We start from the raw sequence: 15,123 nt of genomic DNA, 5'->3' as shown, positions 1-15,123 counted from the left end.
TTTTTCTCATGCACGTAACAGAACCATTTATCGAAGCCTATTTGGCGGAGCTACTTCCGCCGCAGACCGGGTATCTAAAGGAATTACGCGCCTTTGCCGAAGCCGAGGGCGTGCCCATTGTGGATGTGCAGGTAGAAAACTTTTTGAATTTCTTCCTGCCCCTTCTGGGTGCAAAAAAGATACTAGAGCTTGGGACGGCAGTGGGCTATTCCGCCTCCATGATGGCGAAGGCATTGCCCGAGGCAGAAATCACCACGGTGGAGCTGGATCCGGACCGGGCCATTAACGCCCGCACCCATTTTCAAAATCAACAGTTGGAAGACAGGGTCCGCTTAATCGTCGGCGATGCCGAGGAATTTATTCAAACGGATGAAGGCAGCTACGATTTTATATTTATCGATGCGGCGAAAGGGCAGTATGAGATCTACCTGAAAGAAAGTCTGCGCCTCCTTTCAGAAGGCGGCGTCATCCTCATGGACAATGTCCTCTTTCACGGTATGCTCGCGTCGAAAAAATTATTTAAGCGCCGAAAAATTACCATCGTGAAGCGGCTGAAACGCCTCTTGCGTCGCGTTTTAAATGCACACGATTTATCGGCTACGGTGTTGCCTATCGGCGACGGATTGTTGTTAATAAGGAGATTGGATGGATAAGATAGAACTATTGGCACCGGCCGGGGATTTGGAGAAGTTAAAGACCGCCATCGACTATGGCGCCGATGCGGTTTACCTGGGGGGAGAAGCCTTCGGCCTGAGAAAGGCGTCGAAAAATTTTTCCATTGAAAAAATCAAAGAAGGCGTCGCCTATGCCCACGCCCGGGGCAGGAAAGTGCACGTCACCTTAAACATTATTCCTCACGACAAGGACTTCGACGGCTTGGACGAGTACCTTCACGCCTTGGAAGAAGCGAAGGTGGATGCGGTAATCGTCGCCGATCCCGGCATCTTTATGCGGGTGAAGAAGGCGTCTTCAATTCCCGTTCACATGAGCACCCAAGGGAGTTTGACCAATAGCGAGACCGTGCGTTTTTGGCGGGATTTAGGCGCCGAACGTGTGGTGCTCGCCAGAGAGCTCACCTTGGATGAGATTCGCGCCATTGAAAAGGATGTGGACGGGGTGGAAATCGAGACCTTCGTCCACGGCGCCATGTGCATGAGCTACAGCGGCCGCTGCCTCATGAGCAATTACATGACGGGAAGAGACGCCAACCAGGGCGACTGCGCCCAGCCGTGCCGCTATAAGTACCATCTCGTGGAAGAAAATCGCCCGGGGGAATACTTCCCCATTGAATCCACGGAGGAAGGCAGCTTTATTTTAAACTCCAAGGATCTTTGCATGATCGAACACATCGATGAATTAATCGAAGCGGGCATTCGGTCCTTAAAGATCGAAGGGCGGGTGAAAAGCGCCTACTACTTGGCTACGGTAATACGGGCCTATCGCATGGCCATCGACGCCTATTACGCAGATCCGAAAAATTATCGCTACGACCCCCGTTGGCTGGAAGAGATAAAAAAAGTGTCCCATCGAGATTTCACCACGGGCTTTTACTACGGGGAAGCCAAGGGGCCTGAAGGAATCAGCGATTCCGTGACCTACATCAAAGATTACGATTTTGTCGGCGTCGTCTTAGACTACGACCCCGAGACGAAACGGGCCACCATCGAGCAGCGCAACCGAATTTTTGTCGGCGACGAGGTGGAGGTTTTCGGGCCGGGGAAAGACTATTTCACCTGGACCATCGAGGACATGGTTGATCAGGCGGGCACGCCTCTGGAGGTAGCCAACAAGGCGCGGCAGGTATTTACGGCAGCCATTCCCCGCCCGGTGGAAGCGAAGGATATGATTCGAAAGAAGGTAGAGGATTGAAACCCATCTTAATCGGCATTTGCGGCGGATCGGGAAGCGGCAAGAGCACCGTCACCGAACAATTGTTGGAAAACACCGGCGATGCCCGTTGCACCGTGATACGTCAGGACAATTACTACAAAGATCAAAGCCATTTATCGCCCGAAGCGCGGGTGAAGACCAATTACGACCACCCCTTTGCTTTTGACAACGAGCTGTTTATCGACCATTTAAAGGCATTAAAGGCGGGCAAAAGCGTGGAGATGCCGGAGTATGATTTCTCCGTTCACAACAGAAAAAAGGAGACGATTCGCCTGGAGCCCAAGGAGATTGTTCTCATCGAAGGGATTCTGCTCTTCTCCGAACCGCGGGTCTTGGATCTTTTGGACATGAAAATTTTTGTCGATACGGACAGCGACGTGCGCATTCTCCGCCGCATCAAGCGGGACATGAAAGAACGCGCCCGCAGCTTGGATTCGGTCATCGATCAGTACATGGCCACGGTGCGCCCGGCTCATTTGCAATTTGTCGAGCCCTCGAAACGCTACGCCGACATCATCGTGCCGGAAGGGGGCCACAATAAAGTGGCGGTGGATTTGATTCAAACGAAGCTAAATCATATTTTGGCTGAAATAGAAAAAGCTTGACACATCTTGTAAAATTTGATAGACTAGTCGAGCATGAAGAAGAAGTCCGCTTCTCACCTTACGACAATGGTTTTAAGGTTTTGTTCCAATTATTTGGCGGGTCTTTGTGTACCCGCTTTTTTTGTTGCCTATGGAGGTGTTTGGTCATTAAAGAAATTCAAATCAATGGAGAAATTCGCGCGAAAGAAGTGCGCTTAATTGATCCGAAAGGTGAACAGTTAGGTGTTGTATCCATTGAAAAAGCAAGAGCCATTGCTGACGAATTTAAATTGGATCTCGTCAATATTGCGCCGAAGGCGAAGCCGCCGGTCTGTCGCATCCTTGACTACGGAAAGTATCGTTATGATATGATGAAGAAAGAAAAGGAAGCGAAAAAGAAACAAAAGACGATTACGGTAAAAGAACTTCGTTTGACGCCGAAGATCGAGACCCACGATTTAAACACCAAGGCCAATAAAGCCAAGGATTTCTTAAAAGACGGCAACCGCTTAAAAGTCGCCGTACGTTTCCGCGGCAGAGAAATGGGTCATACCGAAATCGGTCGCGAAGTCTTGGATGAATTTACGGAACTTGTCTCGGAATACGGGGAAGTAGACAAAAAACCGAAGATGGAAGGCAGAAACATGGTCATGTTTTTCCGCTCGAAATCGGAGAATAAGTAGGAGGAATACAATGGGTAAAATGAAAACGCACAGAGGTTCCGCCAAGCGTTTCACTAGAACGGGAACCGGCAAATTAAGAAGATTCAAAGCCTACAAAGGTCACTTAACAGGCAAGAAGACAGCAAAGAGAACGCGGAATCTGCGTAAAGGTTCGTTGGTTTCCACGGCCGATGTTCGTCGCATCGACAACATGATTCCGTAATCGGGGAGGTAAGACATGGCTAGAGTAAAAAGAGGCGTCAACGCAAAGCGTCGTCATAAAAAGGTATTAAAACAAGCGAAGGGCTACTTCGGAGCGAAATCGAAATTATTCCGCGTAGCAAATCAAGCGGTAATGCGCTCCATGAGCTATTCCTTTGCCGGCAGAAAGCAAAGAAAGAGAGATTTCCGTAAACTTTGGATTACGAGAATCAACGCTGCCGCACGTTTGAATGGCATGAGCTACAGCCGCTTTATCAGTGGATTAAAAAAAGCCAATGTAGACATTAACCGCAAGGTTCTTTCCGAACTGGCTATTCACGACCCGGATGCATTTGCACAACTCGTTCAAGTAGCTAAGGGAGAATAAGTGCTACACCCCATGGGGATACTCCCTGTGGGGTGTATTTTATTTTAGGAGTAGAGCGTGAAATTACGGAATCGTCTTCAGAAAAAAATTTCCCATAACCCGTCTTTTGTCTTGGCCATTTCCTTTTTGGTTTTAATTTCAATCGGCACATTGCTTTTAATGCTCCCGCAAGCCTCGGCGGATCACACATCGGCGGGATTTGTCGATGCCTTGTTCACCGCCACCTCGGCTTCTTGCGTCACCGGACTCATCGTGCGCAACACCGCCGCCGGCTGGACGATCTTTGGGAAATGCATTATCCTCGGATTAATTCAAATCGGCGGTTTAGGCACCATGACCATGCTGATGTGGATTTCAATTTTTACCGGTCAGCGCATTTCATTAACGGGGCGGCTGTTTATAAGAGAGCAGCTCAATGCCGACAGCTTAACGGGTTTGGTGCGTTTGTTAATATTTGCCACCCTCTTGACCTTGGCCATCGAAGGAGTGGGGGCGTTGGTGCTCTCTTTTCATCTTGTGCCACTTTACGGCATGAAAAAAGGCATCGCTTTTTCGGTTTTTCACTCGGTGAGCGCCTTTTGTAACGCCGGTTTCGACCTGTTCGGTGATTCCCTCGTGCCCTATCAAGGGGATTTCTTGATCACCCTCACCATCGCCGCCTTGATTATTTTAGGGGGATTGGGCTTTGTCGTGTACGCGGATCTTTGGCGCTACCGAAGGCGCCGCCGCTTGAGTCCTCATACGAAATTGGTCATCGTCACTACGATCGCCTTATTAATTGCCGGGACGATGATGGTCTCGGTATTCGAGTGGAACAATCCCCTCACCTTGGCATCCATGCCCTTACACGAAAAGCTCTTGGCTTCATTTTTTCAGTCCACGACATTTCGTACGGCGGGATTTAATTCCTTAGACATGGGCGCCACCACCGACCCCACCGCCTTCGGCAGTTGCCTCTTAATGTTTATCGGCGGTTCCCCGGGCTCCACGGCCGGCGGATTAAAGACCACCACCTTCGCCGTCGTCTTGGCGGCCACATGGGCCAGTCTTCGCGGCAGCGACGATACGGAAATGTTTCATCGCCGCGTGGGAAAAGACATTGTACGAAAGGCCTACTCCCTCTTCGTCATCGGGGTGGCTTTGGTCTTTACCGTCGCCTCCGCCGTCGTCATGTTTGAGGCGGGAAATGTAAAGTTTTTGGACGCCTTATTCGAAACTTTTTCCGCCTTCGGCACCGTCGGCGTCACCCGTGGCATTACCATGATGCTGAAGAATTCGTCTAAATTAATTCTCGCTTTTACCATGTATTTGGGACGAATCGGTCCGACCACCTTTGCCATGGGGTTGTTTCACAAAGAACACAAGCGCAAATTCCGCTATGCGGAAGGAAAATTTATCGTGGGATAGGAGAGAGGTATGGTTAAAAGTTTTATTATCTTTGGCCTCGGTCGATTAGGTTCCACCGTGGCAAAGACCTTATATCATATGCACAACGACGTTTTGGCGGTGGACATGAATCCCGAGCGGGTGAAGTACGTGTCGGAGGATGTGACCACGGCCATTCAGGCCGATTTAATGGATGAAGATGTCTTCGACGATTTGGGCCTGAGCAATTTCGATTGCGCCGTCATCGCCATCGGCAGCAGCTTGGATTCCGCCATTATGGCCACCATCGCCTGTGTGGAAGCGGGGGTTCCTTTAATCGTCGCCAAGGCGCCGACGAAGCGTTACGGCCATATTTTAAAACGCTTGGGGGCCCACACGATAATCTATCCGGAAATCGACATGGGTATACGTCTCGCCAAGCAACTGACGGACAACGGCATTACCGATTACTTTGAACTTTCCGACGACTACGGCATTATTGAATACGAAGTGTCGGAGAAATGGATAGGAAAGAGCATTCGCGATCTCCAACTCCGCCGAGACTTTCACGTCAATGTCATCGCCATTCGTCGGAGCAAAGACCTGATCGTCCGCCGTGTCGCCGAAGAAGAATTGCAGCGCAATGACATCATTATTTTCTTCGGCAGCGACGACGATTTAAAGCAGCTTCAACACGAGTAATGCGATGAAGACCATTGATTCAAAAGATAATCGCCGCCTAAAGTCGTGGAAAAAGTTGAAGGACAAAAAGTACCGCAATGCATCCAATGCCCTCTTAGTGGAAGGCGCCGTGGTCATTGAAGAGGTACTGGCCGAAGGTTTTGTTAAGGAGCTTATCGTGGATAAAGACAAGCTCAATGAGCACCGCGATCTTATCGAGGGCGCAGCGGTGGAAACCACCGTGCTGGATCACCGCTTGTTTAAGGAGCTGGCATCCACGGAGAGCAACCAGGGCATCATCGCCCTTTGCCGCAGTTTTTTAGTGGAGGCGAAAAGCTTGCCGAAAGCGGGCCGCTTCCTCTATACAGACGGCATCCAAGATCCGGGAAACTTAGGCGGCATGATTCGATCCGCCGAAGCCTTCCACTTCGACGGGGTGCTTATCGGGCCCGGAACAGTGGATCCCACCAACGACAAGTGCATTCGCGCTTCCATGGCCTCGGCATTTCGCTTGCCCGTGGCCTATGTGTCAGACGAAGAGCTATTGGTCTATAAGGAGCATTGCCGCTTTGTGGCCCTGGATATTCGCGGCGAGGGCATGACCATTGACGGGGAAAACAAAGATATCGTCTTGCTCGTGGGCAACGAGGCCCATGGTTTGCGGGAAGACATATTGAATGAAGTGGATCTGCGCTTGCGGATTCCCATGAAAGAAACCATCGATTCATTAAACGCCAACGTGGCCGCATCCATCGCCATGTTTGTAATAGAAGGAGGAGGAGGACAATGACACAGATCGTACAACCGTCCACATTGCCGGGCTTTATGGAACTTCTGCCCAAAGACCAATTGGTTTTTAATCGAATGAAGGACATCATTCGAAAAAATTACGAAGAAAAGGGATTTTTGCCCATCGACACGCCGGTTTTGGAAAAAGAGGAAGTCCTCTTAGCCAAAGGCGGCGGCGAAACGGAAAAGCAAGTCTATGCCTTTAAAAAAGGCTCCACAGACATCGCCATGCGCTTCGACCTTACCGTGCCCCTGGCGCGCTATGTGGCCCAACACTACAGCGATTTAAGCTTCCCCTTCCGCCGCTACCACATCGGCAAAGTTTATCGCGGCGAGCGGGCACAAAAGGGCCGCTTCCGTGAATTTTACCAATGCGATATCGACATCATCGGAAACGGCTCCCTGTCTTTGTTCAACGACGGCGAAATCCCTTCGATTATCGCAAAGACCTTCCAAGACTTGGGCTTTGAGGCATTCACCATCCACATGAACAACCGCCGCATCTTAAACGGCTTTTACCGAGCCCTGGGCGTCAGCGACTCCCAAGAAGTGCTTCGCATCGTGGACAAGGTGGATAAAATCGGCGTGGAATCGGTGAAAGAAGAGCTTTCAAAAATCGGACTGGCCGACGATGCCGTTGAAAAAATCGCCGAATTCATCAATATTTCCGGCACCACCGACGAAGTGTTCGCGGCCCTCGACGCCATGGCCATCGACGACGAGGAATTTAAAACCGGCGTCAGCGAATTAAAAGAAGTCTTTTCCATCGCACGCACATTAGGCGTGTCGGATAAGCACATGATTCCCGACATGAAAATCGCTCGCGGCCTGGATTACTACACAGGTACCGTCTACGAAACCATTTTAGACAACTACCCTGCCATCGGCTCTGTCTGCAGCGGCGGCCGTTACGACAATTTGGCGGGCCACTACACCAAGCAAAAACTGCCCGGCGTCGGCATTTCCATTGGCCTGTCTCGCCTCTATTACCAATTAAACGAAGCGGGGCTCTTAAAAAGCTACGACGATGCAGCTTCAGCCTGCTTGATTATTCCCTTCGACGAGACGAAAGAAGAAGGCTTGCGCCTGTTAAAGACCTTGAGAGATGAAGGCATCCGGTGCATCTTCTACGGCGAATCGGGAAAAATCGGCAAGAAATTTAAATACGCCGATCACCTGAATGTGGCCTATGCCATCGTCCTCGGTCAGGCGGAAGTAGAAAGCAACATGCCCAAGCTCCGCAACATGAAAACAGGGGAAGAAGTGGACATGAGCCCGGAAGAAATAATCAAATTTTTAAAGCGTGAGGTATAATGCAGAAACACAGTTGCAAAAGCAACAGGGATCTGCTATACTTCTTACCATGAATGAAGGGACGAGTACACAAAGCCTTAGCGAAAGAGGATGGTGAAAGCTCTTAATTTTGTGGAAAACCAACCCGGACGTCTGCCTTAATCGGCAGCGCTTAACAGGCGTTACATGTTTTGAGAAGTAATGAAGGTGGAACCACGGTACCGATCGTCCTTTTGGGACGGTCGGTTTTTTTAATTGAGGTGAATGATGTTTAAAGTAAGTTATCCGGACGGAAGTTCAAGAGAATACGAATCGAAGAAATCGGTCAAAGAATTAATTGCCGATATTTCCCAAGGCTTGGAACGAGCCAGCGTCGGCTGTGTTTATAATGGCGTTATTTTAGGAAAACACGATTTTGTCGACGAAGACGGCGCCATTAAAGTCGTTAAATTCGAAGACGAAGAAGGCAAACAAATCTTCTGGCACTCCACGGCCCACTTAATGGCCTGTGCCATCAAGCGGTTGTGGCCCAACACGAAATTTGCCATCGGCCCTTCCATTGAAAACGGCTTCTACTACGACATCGACTTAGATGAACAATTGAGCACCGACGATTTGGAAAAAATCGAAAAGGAAATGAAGGCCATCGTAAAAGAAGGCCCGGTCTTTGAAAGAAAAGTCCTTCCCAAAGCCGAAGCGGAAGAACTCTTCAAAGATGAACCCTACAAAATCGAGCTCATCGAAGATCTGCCTGCCGATGAAGAAATTGCCATTTATACTTTAGGCGATTATGTGGATTTGTGCCGCGGACCCCATTTGGAAAATGTAAAAGACATTAAGGCCGTGAAGCTCACGTCCATCGCTGGCGCTTACTGGCGTGGCGACGAAAAGAACAAGATGCTGCAGAGAATCTACGGCATTTCCTTCCCGAAACAAAAAGAATTAGACGAATACATGGAACGCTTAGAAGAAGCCAAGCGCCGCGACCACAGAAAGATCGGCCGCGAACTGGATCTGTTCAGCTTCCGCGAAGAAGGCCCCGGCTTCCCCTTCTTCCATCCCAAGGGAATGTTGGTTCGAAACGAATTGGAACGCTTCTGGCGCGACCTGCAAATTGAAAGAGGCTACGGCGAAATTAAGACGCCTATGATCTTAAACGAAGACTTGTGGCACCGCTCCGGTCACTGGGATCACTACCGCGACAATATGTACTTCACCAAAATCGACGGCGAAGACTACGCCATTAAGCCCATGAACTGCCCGGGATCCATTTTGGTTTACGAACAATCCATGCACTCCTACAGAGACTTCCCCATTAAGCTCATGGAATTCGGCCAAGTTCACCGCCACGAACTTTCCGGCGCCCTGCACGGCCTGTTCAGAGTCCGTACCTTTACCCAAGACGACGCCCACGTCTTTATGCTTCCTTCGCAAATCCAAGAAGAAGTCATTAAGCTTATCGACTTAGCCGATGAACTTTACAATACCTTCGGATTCGACTACACCGTCGAACTCTCTACCCGTCCCGAAGACAGCATGGGTACCGATGAACAATGGGATATGGCCATTGACGCCTTGAGAAAAGCCCTGGACAGCAAGGAAATGGACTACGAAATCAACGAAGGCGACGGCGCATTCTACGGTCCGAAGATCGACTTCCACCTGCGCGATGCCATCGGTCGTACCTGGCAATGCGGAACCATTCAATTGGATTTCCAAATGCCCCAAAGCTTTGAATTAACCTATATCGACGAAAACGGTGAAAAACAACAACCGGTTATGAGTCACCGCGCCCTCATGGGCTCCATGGAACGCTTCTTCGGTATTTTGGTCGAACACTTTGCCGGTAAATTCCCCCTGTGGCTCGCACCGGTCCAAGTTAAAGTGCTTCCCATCAGTGAAAAATTCGAAGATTACGCCCTGAAGGTGACCAAAGAATTTTCCGATGCAGGTATTCGCGTCGAATACGACGAACGCAATGAAAAGATCGGCAAGAAGATTCGCGACGCACAAATGGAACGAGTCAACTACATGGTCATCGTCGGTGAAAAAGAAGCGGAAAGCGGCAAGATCTCTGTTCGCGACCGCGACGGCAATGAACGCAGCGATGTAGAATTCGCCGATTTCCTCAGCGAATTGAAAGAAGAAATCGAAAGCAAGAAAATTGACTAAAATCTTTGCCTTCGGCGACTCCTATGTGGCGGGCTACGGCGTCGATTTCGATCAATGCTGGGTCAGTCGGCTGGCGAAGATGCTGGATAAGCCCATTGCCAACTTAGGCATGAACGGCGCCTGGATCACAGAGCTTTCTCAAATGCCTCCCGTGCTCCATGAAGGCGATGTGCTGTTGGTTTTAGGCGGCGCTAACGATCTCCTCGGAGAAGGAACCGTCCCGCAGGTCATAGGGGCTTACGAAAAACTCGAGGCCTACGCCCGCGGGCGAAACGCCAAAGCGGTGATTATCCTGCCTCCGACCCCTGAAATCGTAGACGACGATCTCTTTGTGGGAATGAACATGATCGTGTCACTCCAAGAGAAGATGAAAGAGCTGAATCAAAAGGCCCAAGGCCTTCACTTGGATTCGGTTATTCCGAAGGATCCGGCCCTTTACATCGACGGCATTCATCTCATGCCCGAGGGCCACGAAATGATCGCCCGCGCCGTATATGATTACGGAAAAGCCAATGCTGTTTTTTAAAAGGAGAGCTTGCATCTAGTGCAGGCTCTTTTTATTGTTTTTCACGGAAATTCCATCGACAGGCACGAGGCCCTTTGATACAATAATCGGAAGAGGTGATGGTGTGAATTTTGACTTTTTTTCTTCTCGCAAAGGGGACATTCCCGAGCGAAACAGCGAGATGAAGCCATACATTAAAAATGTAATCAATCGAATAAAAGAAGGAAACTTTTCTAAAAAAGAACAGGCGGCTTTAGCGGCGGTGCTGATTTTGGCGGCATCGGGTACCGGCTACGGCGCCTTTGTTCACGCGCCCATGGCGCAACAGGAAGCCCTGAAAGCGGCACTCAATTCCATGCCTTCTGTGGCGCACGCCCAAGAAGGCGACGGTGCAGCCTTTGCCAACGAAAAAACCACATTAAAAGAAACGGATGTGGAACAGGCCGTGGCCAACGACGTGGCCTCGGATCCCAATGTGGAGATTACCAGCGAAGAAGTGGTGCCCGACGGCGAAAATGCCGGACTCATGAATTTGGTGGTCGAACACAGCGGATCCACCGATGCCTTGAGTCAGTATTTAGAAACCCTGCAAGGCGTCTCCTATAAATTAAACATCGATTCCATTAGCTACAATAAAGATCCGTCCAATGTGGAATCGACGACCATTCGCCTGTCCATTCCCTACGACATTGTGGACAATTCCTTGGCATCGAAGACATTCAATACCCCGGCACCGGAAGCGACGGCCCCTGCGGCACCGGACACGACGGCGACGCCGGGAAGCGGCAGCACCTTTACGCCGCCGCCGAGCACATCGAGCTCGAGCCACAGCGCATCGTCGAGCTCATCCACTTGGCGGCCCGTCTATCCCTCCACATCGAGAACCACCACGACGCCTGCTGCCACAAAGCCCGCAACCTCGACGCCGGCACCGAATCCCGTGCCTCAACCGAAGCCCGCGGCGCAGGCAAAACCGCAAGTGAAGCCTCAATCGGATACGCCGCCGAAGACGAAAGATACCGTCAACTTGGCACCGGCCGTTACCCGGTATTCCGTCTTCGATTGTCTCTTGTCGGCCACCACGGATGACGGCCTGCCCGTCGTGCTGGAACCGCAAACGGGAAAAGACGTAGACAAGCTCTATCAAGCCTCGCAAATGAAATTTGATACGCCGAAACGAGAAGGCGCACAGCCCATTGCCCGCGTAATCGCCATGGATACGGGAGGATTCTATCTGCCGAAAAACGGCTATGAATTCAGCATCGATGTGGCGGCAGGGGCAAAGACAGAAGGCAATTTCAGCCTGATCCTGGCCGATCTCGAAGGCAACAGCAAGGAAGTATTACCCCTTCGAAAAGAAGATATGGGCGACGGATTCTTCCGAATTTTCTTCCCCTTAAACGGCATGGACGGCACGATTCGCGCCACGCAAATCCGCTACAGCTTTGTCGATCCGGGATCGGTGAATGAATCGATGGCCATTCGAAACGTTCAAATACTCTCCCATGAAAACTAAATGTAAAGCCATGACCCTTGTGGAGCTGATTTGCGTCATCGCCATTGTGGCGGTTCTCATCACCATCGGGGTCATGGGCATGAAAGGCGTTCGGCGATTTAAAGCTGAACGCCAAATTCATACCATGGCGGGGGAATTGAGCGATCTGAGAAAGCGCGCCATGATGACGCGCAAACAGATGCGCATGAACATTCGCGACGACAGCTACGCGATAATATGCGACGAAAAGGAAAAAGTCATCTCCTACGAAAAAGACCTGGAGCTTGTTGATATGAATACGGCACAAAAGCACCGAGATTTCGCCTTTAGCCCCTCGGGCAGGCCTTCCAACAGCGGAACCGCCACATTTCGCGTCGGGAAAAATACCTTTCATCTCATCGTGGCCCCGGTGAGCGGACGCATACGAATGGAACGAGTCAATGAAGAAAACTAGCTTTACCTTATTAGAAGTCATGGTGGCCGCAGCCATCATCGGGCTGATTACCATTATGCTCAGCGCCTTTTTAGGAGGCAGCTTCAAACAATTAAACGAACAGGACACGAAACGAGACAGGATGAATCGTAGCGTCAATACCATGGAATCCTACATGGCTTACGCCGATGAAGCTGAAGCGGGAATCCGCGTGCGCATTACGGACTACGACAAAGCCACGGAGAGAGTGGAGGTGCTTGATGAAAAGACGGGGCAGAGCCTTTTGGTATCCCTCCGACCGAAAAAAAGCCTTTACACTCCTTGAGCTCTTGCTGGCATTGGCCATCGGCGCCGTCCTTATTGCTCTGTTGGGTCAAATCCTATTCAGCGGGCTTCGCGGCGCGGCCGGCTTCACCGAGCGTGTGAATCGCGACAACGACGTGACCTTTGCTTTAAACAGCATGGTGGATGAGCTGCAAGGCGCCGATGCCGTCTACCGCGTGCAAGAGAACGCCGTTCAATTCTACGTTCGTGAAAAAGGGGAAGAGGGTCATAAAGTCGTGACTTACATGTTTGAGGGCGATATACTGTCGCGATACGCCTATCACAGCCACATAAAATACGAAAAAAAGCGATTGGGCCTGACAGATGGCATTCGAACCCTTCTCTTGAAGCATGTGGATCAAATGACCTTCGAGAAAAAGGGTGACCTCTTAGAGATCCGCCTGCGTGCGGGGAAAGAAACGAAGCGAACCGTCGCCTTGCGAGGGGCCTATGACTAGGCGCCGCGGGTCCATCGCCTTAATGGCGATATTTATCTTTGCCATCATCAGCCTCCTGTCTTTGGTGATTTTTTCGCGCATCGAAGACAATCTATTGTTGATTCGCACGGAAAAAGATGAAAAGCAAGCTTCCTACTACGCCGAGTCCTTGGCCTATTTGGCCAATGAAGGGATCAACAAAGAGCTGATCGCTCGCGTCGTACAGGACGGAACCACGGAGCAATTGCCCGCAGTGTCCATGGACGATGTGGAAGACAAAAAGCCGTTGCTGCTGCCCGTCATGGAAAAGGGAACCTACACCGCACTCAAACTTGAAACGGCCTGCACCTACAAAGGCATCAGCGGAAAAGCGACCCTTAAATTCAACGGGGTGAACCCTCTTTTCAATCAACAAGACGGCGTGCTCAGCGTAGAAGAGATGAAAGACGCCGACGTCTACGACAACTGGCAGTCCCTGCTTGAAGAAAATTTTATAAAACCATCGAAAGACGGAACGCGCCTGCTCCATACCGAAGGCCCGCTCCATTTGAAACAAAAAGACGGCCGCATCCTTCAAGTCGCGCCGGACGGGACAGAAAGCCCCTTTCTCGACAACATGAGGAATCTGCGGTGGGAGATGGCAGGGACCCTTGAAACAGAAAGCCCTCTGGAGATGGTCGGCGTCCTATGGTTAAAAAAAGGCGCCTCCGTGAAAGGCAACATCCATCTAAGCGGCGTGTTAATCCGAGAGCCCGGTTCGGCGGTAGAGGGACAAATCATCGTAGACGGCCTTCTCATAGGGGAGAAGAACGGGCCGATAAAAGCAAACTTTCAGCCCCGGCCCGCGGAATTACACTTCTGTTTTTTCGACGATTTCATTAAACCGAGCGGCTACCGTTTAAAAAAGCTTTACTAAGGCGGCAGCTCACATCTTGTGGGTTATTTTTCAATTTGATATAATAAATAGGCAGTACAATTAAGGAGGAAATTATGATCTCAGCTGGTGATTTTAGAAAAGGTGTAACTTTTGTTAAAGACGGAGACGTCTACCAAGTCGTGGATTTTCAACACGTTAAACCGGGAAAAGGTGCGGCCTTCGTTCGTGCTAAAATTCGTTCGGTTTTAAACGGCGGTGCGAAGGAAACCACCTTCAACCCCTCGGAAAAGTTTGAAAGTGCCGTTATCGAAACGAAGCAAATGCAATACTTGTATTCCGACGGCGAACTTTACTACTTTATGGACACCGAATCTTACGAACAAATGCCCATCGAAAAGGAATTCGTGGAAAACGCATTAAACTTCATGCGTGAAAACGACATGGCGACGATTCAAATCTATCAAAACAAGCCTTTCAACGTCACCCCGGAAAACTTTGTCGAGTTAGAAGTAACGGAAACCGAGCCCGGCGTAAAGGGCGACACCACTTCCGGCGCGACAAAACCCGCTACCGTTGAGACAGGTTTCACCCTACTTGTGCCCTTGTTTGTCGATCGGGGAGATATTATTCGCATAGACACACGTTCCGGCGAATACATGTCCAGAGTGTAGCCAAGGAGGCAACCATGAAAAACATTTTGCAACGCATCGCTTACGTTCAAGGTTTAGCAGATGGATTGGGACTGGAAGAATCGTCGAAAGAAGGCCAAATTTTACTGGAACTCGTCGACGTGGTCGCGGAATTGGCAGAAGTCGTCGATGAAAAATTCGAAGACATGGAAAGCTATGTCGATGTCGTAGAAGAAGACTTAGCTGAATTGGAAGACTATGTTTACGAAGACGACGATTTTGACGATTACGACGATTTCGATTTGGACGATTACGACTTCTTCGATACCTATCCGGAAACATCCGAGGAAGCATTCGAAGACATTGAAGTATCCGAAGACGAAGCTGAATAAAAATGA

Annotated in this window: 19 protein-coding genes; all 19 read left to right on the top strand. The window is 50.2% G+C overall.

The annotated features are described in order from the left end of the window. Positions 1-8: 8 nt before the first annotated feature. Positions 9-653, top strand: coding sequence for an O-methyltransferase (locus tag WKT05_RS07745; RefSeq protein WP_340413625.1), 645 nt, complete (start codon positions 9-11; stop codon positions 651-653). After that, positions 646-1,869 carry a peptidase U32 family protein gene (locus tag WKT05_RS07740; protein WP_340413624.1) on the top strand — a complete coding sequence of 408 codons (1,224 nt, stop codon included), beginning with the start codon at positions 646-648 and terminating at the stop codon, positions 1,867-1,869. Before WKT05_RS07745 ends, WKT05_RS07740 begins: the two co-directional genes overlap by 8 nt. Further along, a complete protein-coding gene (gene udk / locus WKT05_RS07735; RefSeq protein WP_340413623.1) occupies positions 1,866-2,495 on the top strand; it encodes a uridine kinase in 630 nt (209 codons plus the stop codon). The genes WKT05_RS07740 and udk overlap by 4 nt, the downstream gene beginning before the upstream one ends. A 140-nt stretch (positions 2,496-2,635) precedes the next feature. Next, complete coding sequence (gene infC / locus WKT05_RS07730) at positions 2,636-3,157, top strand: translation initiation factor IF-3 (protein ID WP_340413622.1); 522 nt, start codon at positions 2,636-2,638, stop codon at positions 3,155-3,157. Positions 3,158-3,167: 10 nt separating this feature from the next. Beyond that, positions 3,168-3,359 (top strand): 50S ribosomal protein L35, encoded by a 192-nt coding sequence (gene rpmI / locus WKT05_RS07725; protein ID WP_215507718.1) that lies wholly within the window; start codon positions 3,168-3,170, stop codon positions 3,357-3,359. Between the two features lie 15 nt (positions 3,360-3,374). Further along, the gene (rplT, locus tag WKT05_RS07720) at positions 3,375-3,725 is read left to right on the top strand and encodes a 50S ribosomal protein L20 (RefSeq protein WP_340413621.1); all 351 of its coding nucleotides are present in this window, start codon (positions 3,375-3,377) and stop codon (positions 3,723-3,725) included. Positions 3,726-3,782: 57 nt separating this feature from the next. Continuing rightward, positions 3,783-5,132 carry a TrkH family potassium uptake protein gene (locus WKT05_RS07715; RefSeq protein WP_340413620.1) on the top strand — a complete coding sequence of 450 codons (1,350 nt, stop codon included), beginning with the start codon at positions 3,783-3,785 and terminating at the stop codon, positions 5,130-5,132. Positions 5,133-5,141: 9 nt separating this feature from the next. Further along, positions 5,142-5,792 (top strand): potassium channel family protein, encoded by a 651-nt coding sequence (locus WKT05_RS07710; protein WP_215507714.1) that lies wholly within the window; start codon positions 5,142-5,144, stop codon positions 5,790-5,792. Between the two features lie 4 nt (positions 5,793-5,796). Further along, positions 5,797-6,561, top strand: coding sequence for a TrmH family RNA methyltransferase (locus WKT05_RS07705; protein ID WP_340413619.1), 765 nt, complete (start codon positions 5,797-5,799; stop codon positions 6,559-6,561). Next, the gene (gene hisS / locus WKT05_RS07700; protein ID WP_340413618.1) at positions 6,558-7,874 is read left to right on the top strand and encodes a histidine--tRNA ligase; all 1,317 of its coding nucleotides are present in this window, start codon (positions 6,558-6,560) and stop codon (positions 7,872-7,874) included. The genes WKT05_RS07705 and hisS overlap by 4 nt, the downstream gene beginning before the upstream one ends. A gap of 246 nt (positions 7,875-8,120) precedes the next feature. After that, a complete protein-coding gene (gene thrS, locus WKT05_RS07695; RefSeq protein ID WP_340413644.1) occupies positions 8,121-10,025 on the top strand; it encodes a threonine--tRNA ligase in 1,905 nt (634 codons plus the stop codon). Continuing rightward, positions 10,018-10,551, top strand: coding sequence for an SGNH/GDSL hydrolase family protein (locus tag WKT05_RS07690; RefSeq protein WP_340413617.1), 534 nt, complete (start codon positions 10,018-10,020; stop codon positions 10,549-10,551). Before thrS ends, WKT05_RS07690 begins: the two co-directional genes overlap by 8 nt. A 103-nt stretch (positions 10,552-10,654) precedes the next feature. Continuing rightward, positions 10,655-12,046 carry a hypothetical protein gene (locus tag WKT05_RS07685; protein WP_340413616.1) on the top strand — a complete coding sequence of 464 codons (1,392 nt, stop codon included), beginning with the start codon at positions 10,655-10,657 and terminating at the stop codon, positions 12,044-12,046. Further along, positions 12,036-12,479: a type II secretion system protein gene (locus tag WKT05_RS07680; protein ID WP_340413615.1), complete on the top strand. Its 444-nt coding sequence runs from the start codon at positions 12,036-12,038 to the stop codon at positions 12,477-12,479. Before WKT05_RS07685 ends, WKT05_RS07680 begins: the two co-directional genes overlap by 11 nt. Then, positions 12,466-12,783: a type II secretion system protein gene (locus tag WKT05_RS07675; RefSeq protein ID WP_340413614.1), complete on the top strand. Its 318-nt coding sequence runs from the start codon at positions 12,466-12,468 to the stop codon at positions 12,781-12,783. Before WKT05_RS07680 ends, WKT05_RS07675 begins: the two co-directional genes overlap by 14 nt. Beyond that, on the top strand, positions 12,719-13,240 hold the full coding sequence (locus tag WKT05_RS07670) for a prepilin-type N-terminal cleavage/methylation domain-containing protein (RefSeq protein ID WP_340413613.1): 522 nt from the start codon (positions 12,719-12,721) through the stop codon (positions 13,238-13,240). Before WKT05_RS07675 ends, WKT05_RS07670 begins: the two co-directional genes overlap by 65 nt. Next, positions 13,233-14,135 carry a polymer-forming cytoskeletal protein gene (locus WKT05_RS07665; protein ID WP_340413612.1) on the top strand — a complete coding sequence of 301 codons (903 nt, stop codon included), beginning with the start codon at positions 13,233-13,235 and terminating at the stop codon, positions 14,133-14,135. Before WKT05_RS07670 ends, WKT05_RS07665 begins: the two co-directional genes overlap by 8 nt. Before the next feature lie 74 nt (positions 14,136-14,209). Continuing rightward, a complete protein-coding gene (gene efp, locus WKT05_RS07660) occupies positions 14,210-14,767 on the top strand; it encodes an elongation factor P (protein ID WP_215507700.1) in 558 nt (185 codons plus the stop codon). Between the two features lie 14 nt (positions 14,768-14,781). After that, a complete protein-coding gene (locus WKT05_RS07655; protein WP_215507699.1) occupies positions 14,782-15,117 on the top strand; it encodes a CD1247 N-terminal domain-containing protein in 336 nt (111 codons plus the stop codon). Positions 15,118-15,123 lie beyond the last annotated feature (6 nt).

The sequence above is a fragment of the Peptoniphilus sp. HCN-40583 genome (assembly GCF_037892835.1).
Classification (GTDB): Bacteria; Bacillota; Clostridia; order Tissierellales; family Peptoniphilaceae; genus Aedoeadaptatus; species Aedoeadaptatus rachelemmaiella.
The sequence above is the reverse complement of the archived record's forward strand: the minus strand, read 5'-3'. Positions and strand labels throughout refer to the sequence as shown.